Here is a 22,850-nt window from a genome sequence, read left to right on the forward strand (position 1 = left end):
ATGGCTGAACAGATCAGTGAAGTGATCGAGGTGCGCGAGGGCGTAGACCGCGAGACTGTCGAGACCGTCCAGAACATGGGGTCCTACAAATACGGCTGGGACACCGAAATCGAGATGGAATATGCCCCGAAGGGCATCAACGAGGACATCGTCCGGTTGATCTCGAAAAAGAACGAAGAACCGGAATGGATGACCGAATGGCGCCTGCAGGCCTTCCGCCGCTGGCAGACCATGACGGAACCGAAATGGGCGATGCTGAACTATCCTGAGATCGACTATCAGGACCAGTATTACTATGCCCGCCCGAAAAGCATGGAAGTGAAGCCGAAGTCCTTGGACGAGGTCGATCCCAAGCTGCTGGCGACCTATGAAAAGCTGGGCATCCCGCTGAAGGAGCAGATGATCCTTGCCGGGATCGAGGGCGCGGACGAGGCCCCGGCCGAGGCGCGCAAGGTCGCGGTCGATGCGGTCTTCGACTCGGTTTCCGTGGGCACCACCTTCAAGGACGAGCTGGCCAGGGCCGGCGTCATCTTCTGCTCGATCAGCGAGGCGATCCGCGAGCATCCCGAGCTGGTGAAGAAATACCTCGGCTCGGTCGTGCCGCAATCGGACAACTTCTTCGCGACGCTGAACTCGGCGGTCTTCTCGGACGGCTCCTTCGTCTATATCCCGCCGGGCACCCGCTGCCCGATGGAGCTTTCGACCTATTTCCGCATCAACGCGGAAAACACCGGCCAGTTCGAGCGCACGCTGATCATCGCCGACAAGGGCAGCTATGTCAGCTATCTTGAGGGCTGCACCGCGCCCAAGCGCGACGTAGCCCAGCTTCATGCCGCCGTGGTCGAGATCGTCATTCTGGAAGATGCCGAGGTGAAATACTCGACCGTCCAGAACTGGTTCCCCGGCGACGAGGAAGGCAAGGGCGGCATCTACAACTTCGTCACCAAGCGCGCGGATTGCCGCGAGGCGCGGGCGAAGGTGATGTGGACGCAGGTGGAAACCGGCTCGGCCATCACCTGGAAATACCCGTCCTGCATCCTGCGGGGCGAGGAAAGCCAGGGCGAGTTCTACTCGATCGCGATCGCCAACAACATGCAGCAGGCCGATACCGGGACCAAGATGATCCATCTTGGCAAGAACACCCGCTCGCGCATTGTTTCCAAAGGGATTTCTGCCGGGAAGGCGCAGAATACCTATCGCGGCCTCGTGTCGATGCACCCGCGCGCCACGAACAGCCGCAACTACACGCAATGCGATAGTCTGCTGATTGGCGATCAATGCGGCGCCCATACCGTGCCCTATATCGAGGTCAAGAACACCTCGTCCCGGGTCGAGCATGAGGCGACCACCTCGAAGGTCGATGACGACCAGCTGTTCTATTGCCGCGCCCGCGGCATGGACGAGGAGGAGGCCGTCGCGCTGGTGGTGAACGGCTTCTGCCGCGAAGTCCTGCAGGCGCTGCCGATGGAATTCGCCATGGAGGCGCAATCGCTGGTCGCGATCTCGCTGGAGGGCTCCGTGGGATGACGGGGGCGCATGACAGCTGGATGGTGGCGCGATGATCGTCACCACGACCAACAATATCGATGGCCGCAAGGTCACCGCCTATCTTGGCGTGGTGACGGGCGAGACGATCATCGGTGCCAATATCTTCCGTGACCTGTTCGCAGGCATTCGCGATATCGTCGGCGGCCGCTCGGGCGCCTATGAGACCGCGCTGGCCACGGCGCGCGAGACGGCCCTGTCGGAAATGCAGGACCGCGCCCGCGCCCTTGGCGGCAATGCCGTGATCGGGGTCGATCTTGACTATGAAGTCATCAACAACATGCTGATGGTGTCCGCCTCTGGCACCGCCGTGACCGTGGAATAGGAACGAAACATGCTGGAAATCAAAAATCTGCACGTCAAACTTGAAGACGAGGACAAGCAGATCCTCAAGGGCGTGGATTTGACCGTTCCGGCGGGCGAGGTCCATGCGATCATGGGTCCGAACGGCTCGGGCAAGTCGACGCTGTCCTATGTCCTTTCCGGGCGGGACGGCTATGCCGTGACCGAGGGTGAGGCGAGCCTTGACGAGCATGATCTGCTGGACATGGAGCCGGAAGAGCGTGCGGCGGCGGGCCTGTTCCTTGCGTTCCAGTATCCGGTCGAGATCCCCGGCGTCGGCAACCTGACCTTCCTGCGCACCGCTGTGAACGCGCAGCGCAAGGCGCGCGGCGAGGAGGAGCTGTCCTCGGGCGAGTTCCTGAAGATCGTGCGCGAAAAGGCCAAGACGCTGCAGATCGACTCGGACATGCTGAAGCGTCCGGTCAATGTCGGCTTCTCGGGCGGCGAGAAGAAGCGCAACGAGATCCTGCAGATGGCGATGCTTGAGCCGCGCATGTGCATTCTGGACGAGACGGATTCCGGACTCGACGTCGATGCGATGCGGCTGGTGGCCGAGGGCGTGAACGCGCTGCGTTCGCCCGAGCGCAGCTTCCTTGTGATCACGCACTATCAGCGGTTGCTCGACCACATCAAACCGGACGTGGTCCATATCATGTCGAATGGCCGTATCGTGAAATCGGGCGGCCCGGAACTGGCGCTGGAAGTCGAGAAGAACGGCTATGGCGACCTTCTGGCGGAGGTCGGCTGATGGCGGACACGGCTGTTCTTGCCAGCAAGACGCCGATGGCCGGGGGCAAGCCCCGGCCCGGCGACACGGCGCTGGCCCTGCGTCTCGACGCGATTGACCTGCCGCAGGGCGGCTTCACCCGCGCAGCGCGCGAGGATGCCGCCGCGCGGCTCGCGGCCATGGGCCTGCCGGGCGCGCGCGACGAATACTGGCGCTATACCGATCCCGCGCCCTTCAACGCCGCGAAGCCCGAGCCGCTGGCCTATACCTCGCGCGAATCCTCGCTTTTCGGAGAGATCGACCGGCTGAAGCTGGTCTTTGTCGATGGCCGTTTCGATGCTTCGGCCTCGGACGCGCTCGAAGGCGAAGGGCTGGAGATCCAGACGCTTGCCGCGGCCGATGCCGCGGGCGAGCATTGGGCTGCCGACCTTTACGGCAAGCTGGAGACCGCGGGTCAGACCCCGGTGAAGCGTCCCTTCGCGGTGCTGAACACGCTGGCGGCCGCCGACGGTGTGCTGATCCGCGTGACCGGCAAGGTCTCGCGCCCGGTGCATGTGATGTATCGCCGCGCCGCGCAGGATGCGGACGTGACCGTCCACCATGTCGTCAGGCTGGAGGAAGGTGCCGAGCTGACCCTGCTGGAAACCGGCGGGATCGGTGCGCGCTCGAACGTCGTGATCGAGGTCGAGGTCGGCAAGTCCGCCCGCTTCCACCACATCGCCAGCAAGCGCGCCGATGATGCCAAGCTGGGCATCGGTCATGTCTTTGCCCGCGTGGGCGAGGGCGCGCTCTTCAAGTCCTTCACGCTGTCCGTGAATGGCAGCATGATGCGCAACGAGGGCGTGATCGAGATCCTCGGCGACGACGCGGTGGCCCATATCGCCGCCGCCGTGCTGGGCGATGGCAGCGAAGGCCGCTTCCACCATGACGACACCGTTTTCATCACCCATGCCGCCGAGCGTTGCGAAAGCCGCCAGGTGTTCAAGAAGGTGCTGAAGAACGGCGCGGATGGCATCTTCCAGGGCAAGATCCTTGTGAAGCCCGGCGCGCAGAAGACCGACGGCTACCAGATCAGCCAGGGCCTGCTGCTGGACGAGGGCAGCCAGTTCCTCGCTAAGCCCGAGCTGGAGATCTATGCCGACGACGTGAAATGCTCGCATGGTTCGACCACCGGCGCGCTGGACGAGACGGCGATGTTCTACCTGCGCTCGCGCGGGGTGCCGAAGGAGCAGGCCATCGTGCTGCTGGTCCTGTCCTTCCTTGCCGACGCGCTGGAGGAGATCGAGGATGATCGCCTGCGCGACGACATCCTCGACCGCCTCGACGAGTGGCTGACCAGCCGCGCCGCGAACTGAAGACCGACATGAGCCGCGCCGGTATCGTCCCGCGGATCATGGAAAGCTGGTGGGCGCCGGGCAGGGTGGTTGCGTCCTTGCGCGGCCTGCCCGACCGGGCGCTTGTCGCGATCCTGATGGCGGCCATGCTGCTGTTTCTGGTCGCGCAGGCACCCGAGCACGCCAGGGCCGCCCAGCTTGATCCCTCCGTGCCGTTCGAGGCGCGGATGGGCGGGGCGATCCTTGCGGTGATGTTCATGCTGCCGCTGATCGCCTATGGCATGGCGGCGCTGGTCGCGGCCTTCTCGCGCCTGACCCCCTGGCGGGTCGATGGTGTCGGCTCGCGTATCGCGCTCTTCTGGGCGCTGCTGGCGGTCTCGCCCGCGATGCTGCTGGCGGGGCTTGTTGCCGGGCTGATCGGGCCGGGCGGGGCACTCACGCTGACGCGGGCGCTGGCGGGTCTTGGTTTTCTCGTGATATGGGGCGCCGGACTACGCGCAATGACGAGGACGAGATGAATTTCAGGGATGTTGGCGATCTGGTCGTGCTGACGCTTCGCAACCCGGCGGGGGGCGTCCAGGTGCTGCGCGGGCTTAACCTCTCGGGCGGCGAGCGCTGGATGGTGCTGATCCTCGCGGTCTCGCTCTCCAGCCTGCTGGCCGGGCTGGCGCGCGTCCTGTTTCCTTCGCCCGCCGATGATCCGCTTGCATCGCTGCTGAGCGAGCCGATGACGCTGGCCGGGCTGCAGCTGGGCGCCATGGTGATTTCCGCCGTGGCGGTCACGGTGATCGGCCGCGCCTTCAAGGGCACCGGAACCTTTCCCGATGCGCTGCTGCTGGTCGCCTGGGTCGAGTTGATCCTTGTCGGCCTTCAGGCCGTGCAACTGGTCCTGATGGTCCTTCTGCCCTCGACCGGCACGCTGATGTCGATGCTGGCCTTCGCCGTCTCGATCTATCTGACGATCTCGATGACCAAGGAACTGCACGGCTTTACCAGCACGCCTCTGGTGGTGCTGGGCTTCATCGGCGGCGTTTTTCTGGTTGCGACGATCCTGTCCATCCTCGCCGCCGCACTTGGGATTCTACCGGAGGTCTCGCCATGAGCTTCGATGTCGAAAAGATCCGCGCCGATTTCCCGATCCTCTCGCGGCAGGTGAATGGCCGGCCGCTGGTCTATCTGGATAACGGCGCCTCGGCCCAGAAGCCGAAGGTCGTGATCGAGGCCATCACCAGGGCCTATGAGGCGGAATATGCCAATGTCCATCGCGGGCTGCATTTCCTGTCGAACCTCGCGACCGAGAATTACGAGCGTGTCCGCGCCATCATCGCCCGTTTCCTGAACGCCTCGCATGAGGATGAGGTGATCTTCACCTCCGGCTCGACCGAGGGGATCAACCTCGTCTCCTATGGCTGGGCCGCGCCGCGCTTGCAGGCCGGGGACGAGATCGTCGTTTCGGTGCTGGAGCATCATGCCAATATCGTCCCCTGGCATTTCCTGCGCGAGCGTCAGGGTGTCGTGTTGAAATGGGTCGAGCCCGAGCCCGATGGCTCGCTGCCGCCCGAGAAGGTGCTGGCCGCGGTCGGGCCGAGGACGAAGCTGATCGCCGTCACCCACATGTCGAACGTGACCGGAACGCTGGTCGATGTCGGCGCGATCGCGCGCGGAACCGATGTGCCGGTCCTTGCCGATGGTAGTCAGGCGGCTGTCCACATGCCGGTCGATGTCGGGGCGCTCGGCGTCGATTTCTACTGCATCACCGGTCACAAGCTTTACGGCCCTTCGGGTTCCGGCGCGATGTGGATCCGGCGCGAGCGTCAGGCCGAAATGCGTCCCTTCATGGGCGGCGGTGACATGATCCGCACCGTGACCCGCGACGCCATCGACTATGCCGACCCGCCTTTGCGGTTCGAGGCCGGCACGCCCGGCATCGTCAACCAGATCGGCCTTGGCACCGCGCTGGAATACCTCATGGATATCGGGATGGAGAATATCGCCGCGCATGAGCATAACCTGCGCGACTATGCGCGCGAGCGGCTGCGCAGCCTGAACTGGCTGAACGTGCAGGGCGATGCCGCAGGCAAGGGCGCGATCTTCTCGATGACGATGGAGGGGGCGCATGCCCATGACATCTCGACCATCCTCGACAAGCGCGGCATCGCCGTCCGGGCGGGCACGCATTGCGCCATGCCCCTGATGGAGTTCTATGGCCTGACGGCCTCGGCCCGCGCCAGTTTCGCGATGTATAACACCCGCGACGAGGTCGATGCGCTGGTCGACGGGCTTTCCTTCTGTCGCGAGCTTTTCGCCTGAACCCCATTGCAGAGCCGCGAATTAGCGGCTATGCAGCCCAAGCGTTGCACCCGTAGCTCAGCTGGATAGAGCGCTGCCCTCCGAAGGCAGAGGCCACACGTTCGAATCGTGTCGGGTGCGCCACTTCCCCCCAGATATCATTGAATTATTCGACGCGGGCTGCGTGGTCGGTCCTGCTTCTGGGCGGGCATGTCCCGGTGGCGGATGCGCCGATAACCTGTTCATAAACAGACCCCGCCCAAGCATCGCCGGGCAGGGTCGATGCCCCCTCAGGCCAGCGCGGCCAATATCCTCGCCCAGCTTCTCGCGCCTCGGGCGAAGCTTTCGAGGTCGTATTTCTCGTTCGGAGAGTGGATGCGGTCGTCGTCGCGGCCAAAGCCGATCAGCATCGAATCCATCCCCAGCAGCTCCTTGAAATCGCCCGCGATCGGGATCGAGCCACCGGCGCCGATATAGGCGGCCTCGCGGCCCCATTCCTCGGAGAGCGCGGCCTTCGCGGCGGCGAAGGCGGGGTCCGAGATGTCCATGCGGCTGCCGGGGCTGCCGCCATGGGGGTGGAACTCGACGCGGCAATCCTCGGGCAGGGCGGCCCGGACATGCGCGCGGAAGGCGTCGCGGATCGCGTCGGGATCCTGGGTTCCGGTCAGGCGGAAGCTGACCTTGGCGCGGGCCTCGGCCGGCAGCACGGTCTTGAAGCCCTCGCCGGTATAGCCGCCGGTAATGCCGTTGATTTCGAAGGTCGGGCGGTTCCACACCATCTCCAGCCCGGTCCGCCCGCGCTCGCCCACCGGATGCTTCAGACCGACCCGCGACAGGAACTCGCCTGCGTCGAAGCCGAGGTCGTCCCAATCGGCGCGCAGCTCGTTCGACAGCTCCTCGACGCCGTCATAGAAGCCGGGCAGGGTGATGCGGCCGGTCTCGTCCTTGACGGTCGAAAGCGCGTTCACGAGGATCTGGATCGGGTTCGCGGCAAGACCGCCGAAACTGCCCGAATGCAGGTCGCGATCGGCGGCGCGGATGGTGATTTCCTCGCCATAGAGGCCGCGAAGCTGCGTCGTGATCGCGGGACGGCCATCGGCATACATGCTGGTGTCGCAGATCATGGCAAGGCCGGCGCGAAGCTCCTTGGCATTCTCGCTGAGGAAGGGGCGCAGGCTGGGCGAGCCGGATTCCTCCTCGCCCTCGAAGAGCAGGACGAGGTCGGTCGGCAGCGCGCCATGGACGGATTTCCACGCCCGGAACGCCTCGATGAAGGTCATAAGCTGCCCCTTGTCATCCGCCGCGCCGCGACCGCGGATGACCTTGCCATCGGGAGTGTCCTGGATTTCCGGCTCGAAGGGCGGGCGGTCCCAGAGGTTGAGCGGGTCCACCGGCTGAACGTCGTAATGACCGTAGAACAGCAGGGGCCGCCGCTCGCCGCGCGGAGAATGGGCGACGACCATCGGATGGCCGGGCGTCTCGCGCAGCGAGGCCTCGAAGCCGAGGCCGACGAGTTCCGCGCAAAGCCATTCCGCGGCCCGGCGCACGTCGCCCTTATGCGCCGGATCGGTCGAGATCGAGGGAATGCGAAGAAACTCCATCAGGCGGTCCAGCGCTTGCGGCAATTCCTTGTCGAGCGTTGAAAGAACTTCGTCGATTCTTGCCGTTTCCTGCATATTGAGCCTTTCTCGATTGATTTTCTCGGGGAAATTCCGTGGTCCGATCGTCGTAATGCGACAATTTGACCCTATATTTCTGTTTATCTGGAACGTATCAAGTTAGCACCCGCGGGATCGATCCCTGATCCTCCAAGCGATCAAGTCAGCAAGGCAAGGGACACAGATGGATTATTCAGCCGCCCTCGATCAGGCCATCGGGAAGCTGCATGAAGAGGGCCGCTACCGGACCTTCATCGACATCGAACGTCGCAACGGCGCCTATCCTCACGCCGTCTGGACGCGGCCCGACGGGTCCGAGAGCGAGATCACCGTATGGTGCGGCAATGACTATCTGGGAATGGGCCAGCATCCGGCCGTGCTTGCGGCGATGCATGGGGCGCTGGATTCGACCGGCGCGGGCTCTGGCGGCACGCGCAACATCTCGGGCACCACGGTCTATCACAAGCGGCTGGAATTCGAGATCGCCGACCTTCACCAGAAGGAGGCCGCGCTGGTCTTTTCGAGCGCATATATCGCGAATGACGCCACCCTCTCGACCCTGCGCAAGCTGTTCCCCGGCCTGATCATCTATTCGGACAAGCTGAACCACGCCTCGATGATCGAGGGGATCAAGCGTTTCGACGGCGCGAAACGGATCTTCCGCCACAATGACGTCGCGCATCTGCGCGAGTTGCTCGACGCTGACGATCCGGCCGCGCCGAAGCTCATCGCCTTCGAGTCGATCTATTCGATGGACGGGGATTTCGGCCCGATCGCCGAGATCTGCGACCTTGCCGAGGAATTCAACGCGCTGACCTATCTGGACGAGGTTCATGCGGTCGGCATGTATGGTCCGCGCGGCGGCGGCGTCGCCGAGCGTGATGGCCTCGCCCATCGCATCGACATCTTCAACGGCACGCTCGGCAAGGCTTTCGGGGTGTTTGGCGGCTATATCGCGGCCTCGGCCCGGATGGTCGACGCGATCCGCTCCTATGCGCCAGGATTCATCTTCACCACCTCGATCCCGCCGGCGGTCGCCGCGGGCGCCGCGGCCTCGATCGCGCTTCTCAAGACCGCCGAGGGGCAGGAGTTGCGCGACAAGCAGCAGCTTCACGCCCGCATCCTGAAGATGCGGCTGCGCGGCCTTGGCATGCCGATCATGGATCATGGCAGCCATATCGTCCCGGTCCATGTCGGCCATCCGGTGCATTGCAAGGCGCTTTCGGACATGCTGCTGTCGGATTTCGGGATCTATGTGCAGCCGATCAACTTCCCGACGGTGCCCCGCGGGACCGAGCGTCTGCGCTTTACCCCCTCGCCGGTGCATGGCCCCAAGGATATCGACGCGCTGGTCCATGCGATGGATGCGTTGTGGTCGATGTGCAAACTCAACCGTTCCGCGAATGTCGCATGAGGTCAGGGGCTGTTATGCTCTCGCGCCCGTGATAACCTTGCATTAATGAAGCTGTGACACCTTTCCGATTCGGAGGGGTAAGGACAGTCAAAAATGGGGCAGGGTTTCTATGGCTGGGCTGAGGGGGAGTTCCCCAATGCAGCATGACGAGCAGGCGGTTCACCCGCCAGGATTGGAGGATCCGGATATTCGCCTCGGCGACCTGATGCGGGGCGAGCGTGCCACGCTGGGCAAGTCGCTGCTCGATGTCCAGCGCGAGTTGCGGATCCGTGCCTCCTATGTCGCCGCGATCGAGAATTGCGATATCTCGGCCTTCGACACCCCCAGTTTCATCGCCGGTTACGTCCGGTCCTATGCGCGCTATCTGGGCATGGATTCCGACTGGACCTTCCGCCGGTTCTGCCAGGAATCCGGCTTCCAGCCCACGCATGGCATGGCACCCGCCGCGTCCGGGCCCAAGCCCCAGCGCCGCCCCTCGGACCCGGCCGAGGCCTTGGCGAACCCGCATCCGATCTTCCTGCCGAAACCCGAAAGCATGTGGTCCTCGATCGAGCCGCGGGCGATCGGCTCGGTCCTCGTCATGGTGCTCCTCGCCTGCGGCCTCGGCTATGGCGGCTGGTCCGTCCTGCAAGAGGTGCAGAAGGTCAACCTGACGCCGGGAGAGCAGGCGCCGGGCGTGATCGCCTCGCTGGACCCGGTGCAGGCGGCCGCCGTGCCCGAAACCATTGATTCTGCGCAAGTGAACCTGCCGCGGCCCGAGGGTATCGACCGCACCTACCGCCCGCAGGCGCTGGAGGTTCCGGTGCTGATCGCCCGCGACGGGCCGATCGCCGCCATCGACCCCGGCCTCAACACGCCCGGCATGCAACCCGAGGTGGCGATTGCCCAGGGCACCGTCGCCGCGGTTGCGGACCCGGCGCGTGTGGCGCAGTCTGACCAGACCTACGGTCCCGAAATGCCTGCCCAGATCGCGGCCGTGCGCACCATCGCGCCCGATGCCGCCGTGGTCGAGGTGCTGGCGGCGCGTCCCGCCTGGGTTCGCGTGACCTCGGCCGATGGAACCGTGCTTCTCGAAAAGACCATGGACGCGGGCGAGCGTTTTGCCCTTCCGAAGCTCGAGGCGGCGCCGATCCTCAGGACGGGCAACTCCGGCTCGGTCTATTTCGCGGTGAACGGCCAGACCTACGGCCCCGTGGCGCCCGGTCCCAAAGTGGTCAAGAATGTCGAGCTTTCGCCCGAGTCGCTGACGGCGAAATTCGCCTTCGCCGATCTGACCAAAGACCCGGAACTGGCCTCGATGGTGGCGCTTGCCTCAGCCGCGCAGGCCGCACCCGCCGGGGCGGCGCAGGAATAAGGCCTTCACAAAGCCGCGCCATCCCGACCCCGCAGGCGCGGGGCGGGTTGCCCGTGGCGGCGCTGCGTCCTATCTGTGTCCCATCCGGCTGTCGCGCTGCAAAGGACCCTGTCATGTCGCTCAACCCGATCCGTCCCTGGCGCAATGTCGACCGGCGCAAGTCGCGCCAGATCATGGTCGGCCGCGTTCCCGTGGGCGGCGACGCTCCGATCAGCGTCCAGACCATGACCAATACCGATACCAGCGACGTGCGCGCGACCTTGGACCAGATCATCCGCGCCGCAGATGTCGGTGCCGATATCGTGCGCGTCTCGACCCCCGACGAAGCCTCGACCCGCGCTCTGCGCGAGATCTGCCGCGAAAGCCCGGTGCCGATCGTCGCGGACATCCATTTCCACTACAAACGCGCGATCGAGGCGGCCGAGGCGGGCGCCGCGTGCCTGCGCATCAACCCCGGCAATATCGGCGATGCCGCCCGCGTGCGCGAGGTGATCAAGGCCGCCCGCGACCATGGCTGCTCGATCCGCATCGGCGTCAATGCCGGCAGCCTCGAAAAGCATCTGCTGGAAAAATATGGCGAGCCTTGCCCCGATGCGATGGTCGAATCCGGCCTCGACCATATCAGGATCCTGCAGGACAACGACTTCCACGAATTCAAGATCAGCGTGAAGGCTTCGGATGTCTTCCTCGCCGCCGCCGCCTATCAGCAATTGGCCGAGGCCACGGACGCGCCGATCCATCTCGGCATCACCGAGGCGGGCGGCCTCACCTCCGGCACGGTGAAATCGGCGATCGGGCTCGGCAACCTGCTCTGGATGGGCATCGGTGACACGATCCGCGTCAGCCTCTCGGCCGATCCGGTCGAGGAGGTCAAGGTTGGGTTCGAGATCCTGAAATCGCTGGGCCTTCGGACGCGCGGCGTCCAGATCATCTCCTGCCCAAGCTGCGCGCGCCAGGGCTTCGACGTGATCAGGACCGTGGAAACCCTGGAAAAACGCCTCGAGCATATCAAGACCCCGATGAGCCTTTCGATCATCGGTTGCGTGGTAAACGGGCCGGGCGAGGCGCTGATGACCGATATCGGCTTCACCGGCGGTGGGGCGGGTTCAGGCATGGTCTATCTGGCGGGCAAGCAGGACCACAAGATGACCAATGCGCAGATGGTTGACCATATCGTCGAACTGGTCGAGAAACGCGCCGCCGAACTCGAGGCCGCACCACCCGCGGCTGCCGAATAGCCACGCCGGGCGCCCGCGCGTCCCTCCGGCTTTCACCGTTTCTCAAATACCCCAGAGGCAACGCCCGTCAGGGACGCGCCGCCGGGGCTTTTTACGTCAGCCCTGCTTTTTCTCGGCCCGCAGGCGCGCGATCACGCCCTCCAGCCCCTCGGCCGGGACGCCGCGCAGCATCTCGCCTTCGATGATGAAGGTGGGCGTGCCCATGATCCGCATCTGTTCGGCAAGCTGGTGGTTCTGGCGCAGCACGGCCGAGACCTCCTCAGTATTCATCCGGTTCAGAACGGCGGTCTTCTCGATCCCCAGCTCTGTCGCCAGCGCGCCCAGCGTCTCGAGGTTGATCGGCCCGCGCCCTTCCATCAGCTGGTCATGGGCCTTCTTGTAGGCATCGGCCCCGGCTTCCTGCTGCACCGCCACGGCAAAGCGCGCGGCAAGGTCGCTTTCCTGCGTCAGGATCGGGAATTCCTTCAGGATCCAGCGGATATTGCCATCGGCCGAGATCATCTTCTCAAGGTCCGGATGGACGCGCTTGCAGACGCCGCAGCGATAATCGATGAACTCGACCAGCGTGATGTCGCCCTCGGGATTGCCGCCGATCCAGCTATGGCCATCGTTGAGGATCGCGTCCTTGTTGGTTTCGACCAGCAGCTTGTCGTTCTTCGCCTCGTCGGCCACCCGCCGTTCCTCGAGCACGTTGATCGATTCGACGAGGACGTCGGGATTTGCCATCAGATATTCGCGGATCGCCTCGCCGAAGGCGGCTTTTTCCGCCTCGTTCATATTGGCCGGGTCGAATGCCAAGGCGGGCACCGTGCTTGCCGCAAGCGCCGCGGCGGTCAGAATGGCTTTCATCTTTCGTCCTTTCCTGTTGCCGCGATTCTTGGCCTCTGGGACAGCGGCTTGCAAGCGCCGAGCCGGTATCACACACAGCTTTCACGCGGGCTTGACCGATCCCCGCCGCTTGACCGCGACCATGCAAGTTGTGATACCGCCGGAAAGCATCGAAAATAACATCGGGGCAGAGATGAGACAATCGCGCCGGGGCCAGGTCGATCCCTTTATCGTCATGGATGTGATGGAGGCCGCCCGCCGGGCCGAGGCCGCCGGTCGCCATATCATCCATATGGAAGTCGGGCAGCCCTCGACACCCGCCCCCGAGGGCGCGCGCCGCGCGCTCGCCACCGCGCTCGCCGAGCCGCTGGGCTATACGGTCGCCCTTGGCCTGCCGGAATTGCGCGCGGGGATCAGCGGGCTCTATCGCCGCTGGTATGGCCTCGACCTTGATCCGGCCCGCGTGGTGGTGACGCCGGGATCCAGCGGCGCATTCATCCTCGCCTTCGCGGCGCTTTTCGATGCTGGGGACCGGGTCGCGCTTGGCGAGCCGGGTTACCCGAGCTATCGCCAGATCCTGCGTGCCATGTCGCTGGAGCCGGTGGGCATCCAGACCCGCCCCGAGGACCGCTATCAGCCGCGTCCCGAGGATCTGCCGGCGGATGCGGCGGGGCTGATCCTCGCCTCTCCCGGCAACCCTTCGGGCACGGTGCTGCGGAAGGATGAACTGGCCGGTCTGACCGCGCGGGCGGCCGAACTCGGCATGTCGGTCATCTCGGACGAGATCTATCACGGGCTCGACTATGGCGCGGGCTTCCATTCGGCGCTCGAGGTCACGGACGATGTCTTCGTGATCAACAGCTTCTCGAAATATTTCAGCATGACCGGCTGGCGCGTCGGCTGGATGGTGGTGCCCGAGGACATGGTCCGCACGGTCGAGCGTATCGCCCAGAACATGTTCATCTGCCCGCCCCATGCCAGCCAGGTCGCGGCGCTCGCGGCGCTCGATTGCGTCGAGGAAGCCGACGCAAATATTTCTGTTTACGCAGAAAACCGGCGCCTGATGCTCGAGCGGCTGCCGCAGATTGGTTTCTCGCGCATCGCGCCGCCCGAGGGGGCCTTCTACATCTATGCCGATGTGTCGGACCTGACGTCGGACAGCCTCGCCTTCGCGGCCGAGATCCTTGAGAAGGCGGGTGTCGCGGTCACGCCGGGCCTCGATTTCGACCCGCTTCGCGGCGCGCGCACGCTGCGCTTCAGCTATGCCCGCGCCACGGCCGAGATCGCCGAGGGCCTCGACCGGCTGGCCGCCTTCATGGCCCGGCGATGAGATGGCTCTGGGCCCTCATCCTTCTCATCCTTGCCCAGCCACTCGCGGCCGATGAGCGCTCGGCGCTTTCGCGGCTCGACCTTGCCCATTCCTCGATCAGCGCCGAGGGGCGCGATCGGGGCCGTCCGCGACCCTTGGAGCTGCGCCTGACGCTGAGCCAGCCGGTGCCCTACCGGGTCTATTTCCTCGACGGTCCACCGCGTCTGGTGGTGGATTTCCGTGAGATCGACTTTTCCGGCACCGATCCCGCCGCATTGCCGGGTCGCGATCTGGTCCGCGACCTGCGCTGGGGTCGTTTCCGGCCGGGCTGGTCGCGCCTCGTCATGGATCTGCCCGGTCCCTATGCGCTGCGGACGGCGATCCAGAAGCCGGCGCAGGCGGGCGCGGGCGGCGCGCTGGTGGCGCTCCGCCTCGAACCTGTCGAGGCGGAGGATTTCGTCACCCGTGGCAACGCCCTCTCGACCCTGCGCGACCTGCCGGAACCGGCGATGATTACCGCGCCGGAGCCGCGGGCCGCAGACCGGCGGCTGCGCATCGCGATCGACCCCGGCCATGGTGGCCATGATCCGGGCGCGCAGGTCGGCGCGATCAGCGAGGCGGCGGTCATGCTGGGCTTCGCCCGCGAACTGACCGAGGTTCTGATCCGGCAGGGCTTCGAGGTGGTGCCGACCCGGAACGATGACAGTTTCGTCCCGCTCGAGCGGCGCATGACCATCGCGCGGGGGGCCGAGGCGGATCTTTTCATCTCGCTTCACGCCGATGCGCTTCCGGCCGGGCAAGCTGCGGGAATGACGATCTATACCTGGAACCCCGATGCGGACGACCGCGCGTCCCGCGAACTTGCCTGGCGCCACGACCGCGACGACCTCGTCTCGGGGGTGGATCTGCAAGGCACCGATGACCAGGTGGCGGGTGCGCTGATGGATCTGGCCCGGCTCCAGACGCAGCCCCGTTCCGAGGCTTTCGCCAAGTTCCTGACCGCGCAGCTCAATCGCAACGGTATCGCGATGCACAGCCGGCCCGTTCAGGGCGCGGCCTATTCGGTGCTGAAATCCCCCGACATCCCCTCGGTCCTGATCGAGCTGGGCTTTCTGACCGATGCCGGGGACAGGGCCAATCTGTTCAACCCGGACTGGCGGCGGGGCACGGCGCAGGCCATGGCGGCGGCGGTCGCGGATTGGGCAAGCGACGATGCCATCCGCGCCGGGCTTTCGCGACGCTGAGGGCCAAGGTTGCTTTGACGCAGCCACCCCCTGCGACTATAGATCGATCAGGATATCCCCGGAGGCACGTCCCCCTTGCTGCGCTTTGTCTTCTCGTTCTTCGGTGCGATCTTTGCGTGGGTCGTGACCGGGATTGTCTTTGTCGCGCTGACGGTCGGCGCGGTGCTATGGATGTATTCCCGCGATCTGCCCAGCCATGAGCAATTGGCGCAATACGCGCCCAAGACCATCAGCCGGGTCTATTCCAGCGAAGGCAAGCTGATCGACGAATTCGCGCAGGAGCGGCGGATCTTCGTCCCGATCGACGAGATCCCGCCTCTGGTCAAGCAGGCGTTCATCAGCGCCGAGGACAAGAATTTCTATTATCATCATGGCTTTGACCCGCGCGGGATGCTGGGCGCGATGGCACAGGCGATTGCTTCGCGGGGCGAGAGCGTGCGCGGCGCCTCGACCATCACGCAGCAGGTGATGAAGAACTTTCTGCTTTCGTCGGATCGCAGCGTCGAGCGCAAGATCAAGGAGCTGATCCTTGCCACCCGGCTGGAGCAGTCGCTGTCGAAGGACCAGATCCTCGAACTCTACCTGAACGAGATCTTCCTCGGGCAGAACAGCTTCGGGGTCGCGGCGGCGGCGCAGACCTATTTCAACAAGCCGCTCTCCGACCTGACCCCGCATGAGGCGGCGACGCTGGCGGCGATGCCGCAGGCTCCCGGCCGCTATCATCCCGTCCGGGCCCGGGAGCGCGTGACCGAGCGGCGCAATTATGTCCTGCGCGAGATGTGGCAGAACGGCTATATCGACCAGCCGACCTATGAGGCCGAGGCCAAGCTGCCGCTGCGCTCGGTCCAGAACGGCGATTTCCCGGCCTTCCAGAAGCAGCTTCCGCCGCGCGACTATTTCACCGACGAGATCCGCCGCCAGCTTTCGCTGGAATTCGGCGAGGATGAGTTCTTTGGCGGCGGCCTTGCGATCCGCGCGACGATCGAGCCGGACCTGCAGCAGGTCGCCGCATCGGCGCTTCAGCGCGCGCTGGAGCGGTTCGATCGCGGCCGCGGCGTCTGGCGCGGCACCCGCGTGAAGATCCCGGCCGAGAAACTCGCGTCCGAGCAGGAATGGCGGGCGGCGCTCTCTGCGGCGCAGGTGCCGCGCGACATTCGCGGCTGGTATCCGGCGGTGGTCCTGTCGCTTGGCAGCTCCGATGCCGAGATCGGGATCGAGGGCGAGGAGGGCACCGCGACCATTCCCGCCAAGGATGTGCAATGGGCGCGGAAGCGGCTTGATACCGGCCGCCTCGGGCCGAAGGCCAAGGTCGCGTCGGACCTGCTCGAGGTGGGCGATGTCGTCCTTGTCCGCCAGATGACCGAGGACGGATCGGGCGCCTTCATCCGCTGGACGCTGCGCCAGGTGCCGGAAATCGAGGGCGGCTTCATGGCGATGGACGTGAATACCGGCCGCGTCATGGCGATGCAGGGCGGGTTTTCCTATCAAAGCTCGGTCTTCAACCGCGCGACGCAGGCACAGCGCCAGCCGGGGTCGAGCTTCAAGCCCTTCGTCTATGCGGCAGCATTGGACAGCGGCTTCACGCCCGCCACCATCGTCGTCGACGAGCCGATCGTGGTGAACACGCCCGAGGGGCTTTGGACGCCCAAGAACAACTCGGGCAGGTATTATGGCCCGACGCCGATGCGCACCGGGATCGAACAGTCGCGCAACCTGATGACGATCCGTATCGCGCAGGATATCGGCATGGATACCGTCGCGAAATATGCCGAGAAATTCGGGGTCTATGATCGGCTGTCGCATTTCCTGGCAAACAGCCTCGGCGCGCAGGAGACGACGCTGTTCAAAATGGTCGCGGCCTATGCGATGTTCGCCAATGGCGGCGAGCGGGTCGAGCCGACGCTGGTGGACCGCGTTCAGGACCGGCGCGGGCAGACGATCTATCGCCATGACCGCCGGCAATGCCTCGATTGCGGCCAGCCGACGCTGCCGATGGGGGCCGCGCCCTCGATCCTGTCGAACCGTGAGCGGGTGATGGATGCGATCACCGCCTATCAGCTGACCTCGATGATGGAGGGCGTGGTCAAGCGCGGCTCGGGGCGCGGCGTCAGTCTGCCGGTGCCGGTGGCCGGCAAGACTGGGACCACCAATGACGCCAAGGATGTCTGGTTCATCGGCTTCACCTCGAACATCGTCGCGGGTTGCTATCTGGGCTATGACCAGCCGCGCACCATGGGCGAGGGCGCCTATGGCGGGACGCTTTGCGTGCCGGTCTTCAACGAATTCATGCAGGAAGCGGTCAAGGAATATGGCGGGACCGAGTTCCGCGTGCCGCCGGGCGGCCATTTCGTCAATATCGACCGCTTCAGCGGCGCGATTCTCGGGCCGGATGCCAAGGGCGACAATGTCATCGCCGAATATTTCCGCGATGGCCAGGATGTCAGCGGGCTGGGCCTTGTCGATGGCGGCTTCGAGCGGGTCGACCCCGCCACGCTGCCGCTATTCACGCAGGCAAGCGACCGGGGCAGCGCGGTCACGACCTCGACCGGGCGCAAGAAGGTGATCCCGAAAAAGGCCGATTTCGGCACGCTGTCCTCGGGCGGGCTCTACTGAGCCCGCTTTTCAGGGGCGCTTGCGGCAGAGCCGCCCGCGCGCTATCTGTCTGCCCCTGATCCGTCCTTCGCTGCCCGAGAGAGTTTGCCCCATGCGCGCCGAGACCCAAGCCACCATTGATGCGATCCGCAAGTCGCTGAAGCTGCTCGGCCAGCGCATGGACTGGGAAACCGCGCCGCACCGGCTGGAGGAGCTGAACGCGATGATCGAGGCCGGTGACATCTGGTCCGATCCCGCCCGCGCCCAGAAACTGATGCGCGACCGGCAAATGCTGAGCGACGCGGTCGAGACCTATCGCCGGATCGAGACCGAGCTTTCCGACAATGCCGAGCTGATCGAACTGGGCGAGGCCGAGGGCGATACGGAAATCGTAGCCGATGCCGAGGGATCGCTGAAGGCACTGGCCGAGATGGCCGCCCAGAAAGAGCTGGAGGCGCTGCTGAACGGCGAGGCCGATGGCAATGACACCTTCCTCGAGATCAATGCCGGCGCCGGGGGCACCGAAAGCGCCGACTGGGCCAGCATGCTGGCGCGGATGTATGTCCGCTGGGCCGAGAAGAAGGGCTACAATGTCGAGCTTCTGTCCGAGACGCCGGGCGAGGAGGCGGGGATCCGTTCCGCCGCCTACAAGATCTCGGGTCCGAATGCTTATGGCTGGCTGAAATCGGAATCGGGCGTGCATCGCCTTGTCCGCATCTCGCCCTATGATTCGGCGGCGCGGCGGCATACCTCGTTCAGCTCGGTCTGGGTCTATCCGGTGGTCGACGACAATATCGAGATCGACATCCCGGACAAGGACATCCGCATCGACACCTACCGTTCCTCGGGCGCGGGTGGGCAGCACGTCAACACCACCGACTCGGCGGTCAGGATCACCCACATTCCGACGAATATCGTCGTGACCTCCTCCGAGAAGTCGCAGCACCAGAACCGGGCGAACGCCATGGCGGCGCTGAAGGCGCGGCTTTATCAACTGGAGCTGGACAAGCGCAACGCCGCGATCAACGCTCAGCACGAGGCCAAGGGCGACGCGGGCTGGGGCAACCAGATCCGCTCCTATGTCCTGCATCCCTACCAGATGGTGAAGGATCTGCGGACCTCGCACGAGACTTCGGACACGCAGGGCGTGCTGGACGGCGATCTGGACGCGTTCATGGCGGCGACGCTGGCGCTCGACGTTGCCGGCAAGTCGCGGGCCGAGGCGCAGGCCGAGGACTGATCCCGGCCCTTGGCGGTCGTTGCGCGGTTGCCGGGGGTATTTGGGAAACGGTGAAAACCCGGGCGGGGTCTATCTGCGGATCTCGCGCGCCATGTTCACCGCGAGTGCGGCAAGGACGGTCCCCATCAGCCAGCGTTGCGCGCGCGCCCAGCCGGGGTGGCGAGCGAGGAGAAGTGCGATCCGCCCCGCGGCGAGCGCGATCATGGCATTGACCGTGACGCTGATCGCGATCTGCAGGCCGCCGAGCGTCAGCGATTGCAGGAGGACCGAGCCGCGCGCGGGGTCGATGAATTGCGGCAGCAGCGAGAGGTAGAGCACCGCGGCCTTCGGGTTCAGCAGGTTCGTCATCAGCCCCATCATGAAGAGCTTTCCCGGCCCGTCGGGCGGCAGGTTGCGGATCTGGAAGGGCGATGCGCCCCCCGGACGCAGAGCCTGCCAGGCAAGCCAGCCGAGATAGAGCGCGCCCGCGATGCGCAGCGCGTCATAGGCATAGGGAACCGCGATCACCAGAGCCGTGATCCCGAATGCGGCGCAAAGCATGTAGAAGATGAAGCCGAGCGCAACCCCGCCGAGCGAGATGAGTCCGGCCCGGCTGCCCTGACAGATCGATCGCGAGACGAGGTAGATCATGTTCGGCCCCGGGGTCAGCACCATTCCGAGGGAAAGGGCGGCGAAGCCCAGCAGGATGGCGGCGGATGGCATGGCTGCTCCTCGGGATGTGATCCGGGACATATCTATTCGCAAGTCGCGGCCGGAACGCAATCCGCTTATGCTGCGTTGCAGCAATGAATGCTGCGATTGCAAGAGCGAGGTGCGCATGGCGGTGAAACGCATCAATCTGGCGCTTCAGGGAGGCGGTGCCCATGGGGCTTTCGCCTGGGGCGCGATCGAACGGCTGCTCGAGGACGATCAGGTCGAGATCGCCGGGATCAGCGGCACCTCCGCGGGCGCGCTGAACGGGGCAGCGCTGGCGGCGGGTTTGGCCGTCGGTGCCGGGCGGCGCGGCAAGGACGCGGCGCGGGAAAATCTCGATCATGTCTGGTCCCAGATCAGCCAGGTCAGCGACAATCGGATCGTGCGTTGGATGCATTCGCTTTTTCCGGTGCCGCGCGCGATGCAGCGCCTCACGGAGCTGTTCTCGCCCTTCGCGTGGATGGAGGGGCTGACGCGGGTTTTCAGCCCCTATGATTGCGGGCCGTTCTATACCAATCCGCTGGCCGCGGTGCTGCGCGACATGCCGCATCCGCAGCTGAGGCCAGAGCGTGGGCCGCGCTTTTTCGTCTCGGCCACCAATGTGCGGACCGGGCGCATCCGGGTGTTTGGCGGGGCTGAGGTGACGGCGGATGCGGTCATGGCCTCGGCCTGCCTGCCGGCGCTGTTCCGCGCGGTCGAGATCGACGACCCGGCGACCGGACGGCGCGAGGCCTATTGGGACGGCGGCTATTCCGGCAATCCGGCGCTGTTTCCGTTGTTTTCCCCGGACCTGCCGCGCGATGTGGTCATCGTCAACATCAACCCGATGCTTCGCGACATGGTGCCGCGAACGCCGGGCGAGATTCAGGACCGGGTGAACGAGATCAGCTTCAACGCCTCGCTATTGCGGGAGTTGCGCGCGATCAACTTCGTCAAGAAGCTGCATGAGGAGAACCGCCTGACCGGGCGGCCGATGAAGAACGTGCTGGTCCACATGATCATGGACGACTTCACCATGACCTCGTTGAGTGCCGCGACCAAGATCGTCCCCGAGCCCGGATTGGTCGACGTGCTGCGCGAGGCCGGCCACAGGGCGGCCGACCGGTTCATGCGCGAGGATGGCGACAATCTGGGTCGCCGCGATTCGGTGGATCTGGCCGGGCTGATCGCCTAGGCCATGGCGGCGGCGATGCGCGCCGCGAGACGGGCATTGTTCAGCACCAGCGCGATATTCGCGTCGAGCGAGCGGCCATCGGTCAGCTCGAAGATCCGTTGCAGCAGGAAGGGCGTCACCGATTTCGCCGCGATGCCCTGCTCTGCGGCCTCGGCCAGCGCCTGCTCGACCACGGGGATCATGACCTTGCGCGGGATCTCGGCGGTCTCGGGGATCGGGTTCACCACAAGCTGACCGCCGATGAGGCCGAGTTCGGCGCGCATCCGCGCCGCCGCGGCGATCTGGGCGGGGTCGTCCATGCGCAAGGGCGCGGCCAGACCCGAATCGCGTGACCAGAAGGCCGGAAGCTGATCTTGCCCGACTGCGATCACCGGCACGCCCAGCGTCTCGAGCACTTCGAGCGTCTTCGGCAGATCGAGGATCGCCTTGGCTCCGGCGGCGACCACCGTGACCGGGGTGCGGGCCAGTTCCTGCAGGTCGGCCGAGATGTCGAAGCTGGTCTCGGCGCCGCGATGCGCGCCGCCGATCCCGCCGGTCGCAAAGACATGGATGCCGGCCAGATGGGCGCAGATCATCGTCGCCGCGACGGTGGTTGCGCCGGTCCGGCCGAGGGCGAGGCAGACCGCGAGATCGGCGCGCGAAAGCTTCATGACCTCGCTGCCGGGGGTGGAGGCCAGCGCCTCGAGCCGCGCGTCATCGAGGCCGATATGGATCCGACCGCCCATCACCGCGATGGTTGCCGGGACCGCGCCGGCCTCGCGCACCGTCGCCTCGACCTGGCGGGCGACCTCGAGGTTCTGGGGATAGGGCATGCCATGCGTGATGATGGTCGATTCCAGCGCGACGACCGGTTGGCGCGCGGCAAGCGCCTTTTCGACCTCGGGGGCAAATACCAGCAGGTTGTTCATGCGCTGTCCTTTTCTGCAATATGGCCGGCCGAGATATGGCTGGCGGCGGCGCGGATGGCCCGATCGAGCGCCTCGATCCGTGAGGCGCCCGCAAGCTCTGCCGCGAGATGGGCGGCGAGGAAACTGTCCCCGGCGCCGGTCACATGGCGCGCCGTGACCGGAGGCGGGGTCTGGGTGATGGTGGGCAGGTCGCGCGCGGCTTCGGCTGCGGCGCGGGGTCCGTCGGTCACGATGACGCGGGCGGCGCCCATGCCGCAGATCGCCTCGGCCGCGAGGGGCGCGTCACCGAGGGGGCGGCCGGCAAGCGCCTCAGCCTCGGCCCGGTTGATGTGGAAGATCGCCTGCGGATGGCCCAGAAGCGGGGCAAGGCGTCTGGCCTTGTCCGGGCTTGCCGGGACGATCCGCAGCGAGGCCTGCGCAAGGCAGGGATCGCCCGCGATCAGCGCCAGCGTCTCAAGCGTCAGGTTCCCGTCGATGACGAGGGTGCCCTGCCACGGGGCGGCGGCATCGCCCAGCGTCCCGTCCTGCAGCGGGCCGAGGATGGCGGGCCCCGCCGCCTCGAGCCCGTGGGCGTCGGCGATGGCGGCGACGAGGCCGCCGGGCGCCTCGATCGCCATGTAGAGGTCGGTGGGAAGGGGGCCGTCGCGCCAGAGCCAGCCGGTCTCGACGCCAAGTGCCCGTGTCTCGGCGATCAGCGCCTCGCCGGGGGCGTCGCGGCCGACGGCTGAGAGGATGGCGGGGGTCAGGCCGTGGCGGGCGAGTGCGACGGCGACGTTCAGCGCCACGCCGCCCGGCCGCTGGTGGATGCGGCCCGCGACATCGTCGCCGATCCGCAAGGTGACGGGACTATGGCCGATGACATCCCAAAGCATCGCGCCGAGGCAGATGATCCGGGGCGTCTGGTTCATGGACGGACTCGTCGTGAGGGGCGATCATTCCGTGCGCAGCGCCCGTGGGGCAT

Annotated in this window: 20 protein-coding genes and 1 tRNA gene; 16 read left to right on the forward strand and 5 right to left on the reverse strand. The window is 65.6% G+C overall.

The annotated features are described in order from the left end of the window. The 8 genes from sufB to VNQ78_RS19235 all read left to right on the forward strand — a co-directional run bounded on the left by sufB (nt 1) and on the right by VNQ78_RS19235 (nt 6,381). Entirely contained in the window at nt 1-1,527 is a 1,527-nt protein-coding gene (gene sufB, locus VNQ78_RS19200) for a Fe-S cluster assembly protein SufB (RefSeq protein ID WP_325692852.1), read from the forward strand. A gap of 31 nt (nt 1,528-1,558) precedes the next feature. Beyond that, on the forward strand, nt 1,559-1,870 hold the full coding sequence (locus VNQ78_RS19205; RefSeq protein WP_325692855.1) for a heavy metal-binding domain-containing protein: 312 nt from the start codon (nt 1,559-1,561) through the stop codon (nt 1,868-1,870). 9 nt (nt 1,871-1,879) lie between these two features. After that, a complete protein-coding gene (gene sufC / locus VNQ78_RS19210) occupies nt 1,880-2,635 on the forward strand; it encodes a Fe-S cluster assembly ATPase SufC (RefSeq protein ID WP_325692857.1) in 756 nt (251 codons plus the stop codon). Next, on the forward strand, nt 2,635-3,969 hold the full coding sequence (locus tag VNQ78_RS19215; protein ID WP_325692860.1) for a SufD family Fe-S cluster assembly protein: 1,335 nt from the start codon (nt 2,635-2,637) through the stop codon (nt 3,967-3,969). The genes sufC and VNQ78_RS19215 overlap by 1 nt, the downstream gene beginning before the upstream one ends. An 8-nt stretch (nt 3,970-3,977) precedes the next feature. Further along, nucleotides 3,978-4,466 (forward strand): hypothetical protein, encoded by a 489-nt coding sequence (locus VNQ78_RS19220; RefSeq protein WP_325692862.1) that lies wholly within the window; start codon nt 3,978-3,980, stop codon nt 4,464-4,466. Beyond that, entirely contained in the window at nt 4,463-5,050 is a 588-nt protein-coding gene (locus VNQ78_RS19225; RefSeq protein ID WP_325692864.1) for a YIP1 family protein, read from the forward strand. The genes VNQ78_RS19220 and VNQ78_RS19225 overlap by 4 nt, the downstream gene beginning before the upstream one ends. Beyond that, nucleotides 5,047-6,258 carry a cysteine desulfurase gene (locus VNQ78_RS19230; RefSeq protein WP_325692868.1) on the forward strand — a complete coding sequence of 404 codons (1,212 nt, stop codon included), beginning with the start codon at nt 5,047-5,049 and terminating at the stop codon, nt 6,256-6,258. The genes VNQ78_RS19225 and VNQ78_RS19230 overlap by 4 nt, the downstream gene beginning before the upstream one ends. Before the next feature lie 46 nt (nt 6,259-6,304). After that, nucleotides 6,305-6,381 (forward strand) — tRNA-Arg (locus tag VNQ78_RS19235). 146 nt (nt 6,382-6,527) lie between these two features. Here VNQ78_RS19235 and VNQ78_RS19240 read toward each other — a convergent pair. Further along, nucleotides 6,528-7,913 (reverse strand): dipeptidase, encoded by a 1,386-nt coding sequence (locus VNQ78_RS19240; protein ID WP_325692871.1) that lies wholly within the window; start codon nt 7,911-7,913, stop codon nt 6,528-6,530. A gap of 166 nt (nt 7,914-8,079) precedes the next feature. On the opposite strand from VNQ78_RS19240, the gene hemA reads away from it, so the two are divergent. From hemA to ispG, 3 genes are all read left to right on the forward strand, one after another. Beyond that, entirely contained in the window at nt 8,080-9,309 is a 1,230-nt protein-coding gene (gene hemA / locus VNQ78_RS19245) for a 5-aminolevulinate synthase (protein ID WP_325692874.1), read from the forward strand. Between the two features lie 109 nt (nt 9,310-9,418). Continuing rightward, on the forward strand, nt 9,419-10,663 hold the full coding sequence (locus VNQ78_RS19250; protein WP_414694114.1) for a helix-turn-helix domain-containing protein: 1,245 nt from the start codon (nt 9,419-9,421) through the stop codon (nt 10,661-10,663). A 113-nt stretch (nt 10,664-10,776) separates the two neighbouring features. Then, nucleotides 10,777-11,901 carry a flavodoxin-dependent (E)-4-hydroxy-3-methylbut-2-enyl-diphosphate synthase gene (gene ispG, locus VNQ78_RS19255; RefSeq protein WP_325692878.1) on the forward strand — a complete coding sequence of 375 codons (1,125 nt, stop codon included), beginning with the start codon at nt 10,777-10,779 and terminating at the stop codon, nt 11,899-11,901. 96 nt (nt 11,902-11,997) lie between these two features. On the opposite strand, the gene VNQ78_RS19260 is transcribed toward ispG, so the two are convergent. Next, on the reverse strand, nt 11,998-12,750 hold the full coding sequence (locus VNQ78_RS19260; protein ID WP_325692881.1) for a DsbA family protein: 753 nt from the start codon (nt 12,748-12,750) through the stop codon (nt 11,998-12,000). 172 nt (nt 12,751-12,922) lie between these two features. Between VNQ78_RS19260 and VNQ78_RS19265 the strand changes: the two genes are divergently transcribed. From VNQ78_RS19265 to prfB, 4 genes are all read left to right on the forward strand, one after another. Then, the gene (locus tag VNQ78_RS19265) at nt 12,923-14,059 is read left to right on the forward strand and encodes a pyridoxal phosphate-dependent aminotransferase (RefSeq protein WP_325692883.1); all 1,137 of its coding nucleotides are present in this window, start codon (nt 12,923-12,925) and stop codon (nt 14,057-14,059) included. After that, nucleotides 14,056-15,282 carry an N-acetylmuramoyl-L-alanine amidase gene (locus VNQ78_RS19270; protein ID WP_325692885.1) on the forward strand — a complete coding sequence of 409 codons (1,227 nt, stop codon included), beginning with the start codon at nt 14,056-14,058 and terminating at the stop codon, nt 15,280-15,282. Before VNQ78_RS19265 ends, VNQ78_RS19270 begins: the two co-directional genes overlap by 4 nt. A 75-nt stretch (nt 15,283-15,357) precedes the next feature. After that, the gene (locus VNQ78_RS19275) at nt 15,358-17,895 is read left to right on the forward strand and encodes a penicillin-binding protein 1A (protein WP_325692887.1); all 2,538 of its coding nucleotides are present in this window, start codon (nt 15,358-15,360) and stop codon (nt 17,893-17,895) included. Between the two features lie 91 nt (nt 17,896-17,986). Further along, complete coding sequence (gene prfB, locus VNQ78_RS19280) at nt 17,987-19,114, forward strand: peptide chain release factor 2 (protein WP_325692890.1); 1,128 nt, start codon at nt 17,987-17,989, stop codon at nt 19,112-19,114. A 69-nt stretch (nt 19,115-19,183) separates the two neighbouring features. Here the strand turns inward: prfB and VNQ78_RS19285 are convergent, their stop codons facing one another. Next, nucleotides 19,184-19,816 carry a LysE family translocator gene (locus VNQ78_RS19285; protein ID WP_325692892.1) on the reverse strand — a complete coding sequence of 211 codons (633 nt, stop codon included), beginning with the start codon at nt 19,814-19,816 and terminating at the stop codon, nt 19,184-19,186. Nucleotides 19,817-19,931: 115 nt separating this feature from the next. On the opposite strand from VNQ78_RS19285, the gene VNQ78_RS19290 reads away from it, so the two are divergent. Then, the gene (locus tag VNQ78_RS19290) at nt 19,932-20,981 is read left to right on the forward strand and encodes a patatin-like phospholipase family protein (protein WP_325692894.1); all 1,050 of its coding nucleotides are present in this window, start codon (nt 19,932-19,934) and stop codon (nt 20,979-20,981) included. Here VNQ78_RS19290 and VNQ78_RS19295 read toward each other — a convergent pair. Together VNQ78_RS19295 and VNQ78_RS19300 are read right to left on the reverse strand one after the other, a co-directional pair. Next, the gene (locus VNQ78_RS19295) at nt 20,978-21,889 is read right to left on the reverse strand and encodes a pseudouridine-5'-phosphate glycosidase (RefSeq protein ID WP_325692897.1); all 912 of its coding nucleotides are present in this window, start codon (nt 21,887-21,889) and stop codon (nt 20,978-20,980) included. The two genes, VNQ78_RS19290 and VNQ78_RS19295, sit on opposite strands and share 4 nt — an antisense overlap. Next, nucleotides 21,886-22,797, reverse strand: coding sequence for a PfkB family carbohydrate kinase (locus VNQ78_RS19300; RefSeq protein ID WP_325692899.1), 912 nt, complete (start codon nt 22,795-22,797; stop codon nt 21,886-21,888). The genes VNQ78_RS19295 and VNQ78_RS19300 overlap by 4 nt, the downstream gene beginning before the upstream one ends. Nucleotides 22,798-22,850: the final 53 nt, after the last annotated feature.

It is taken from the genome of Paracoccus sp. (in: a-proteobacteria) (assembly GCF_035556475.1).
Classification (GTDB): Bacteria; Pseudomonadota; Alphaproteobacteria; order Rhodobacterales; family Rhodobacteraceae; genus Paracoccus.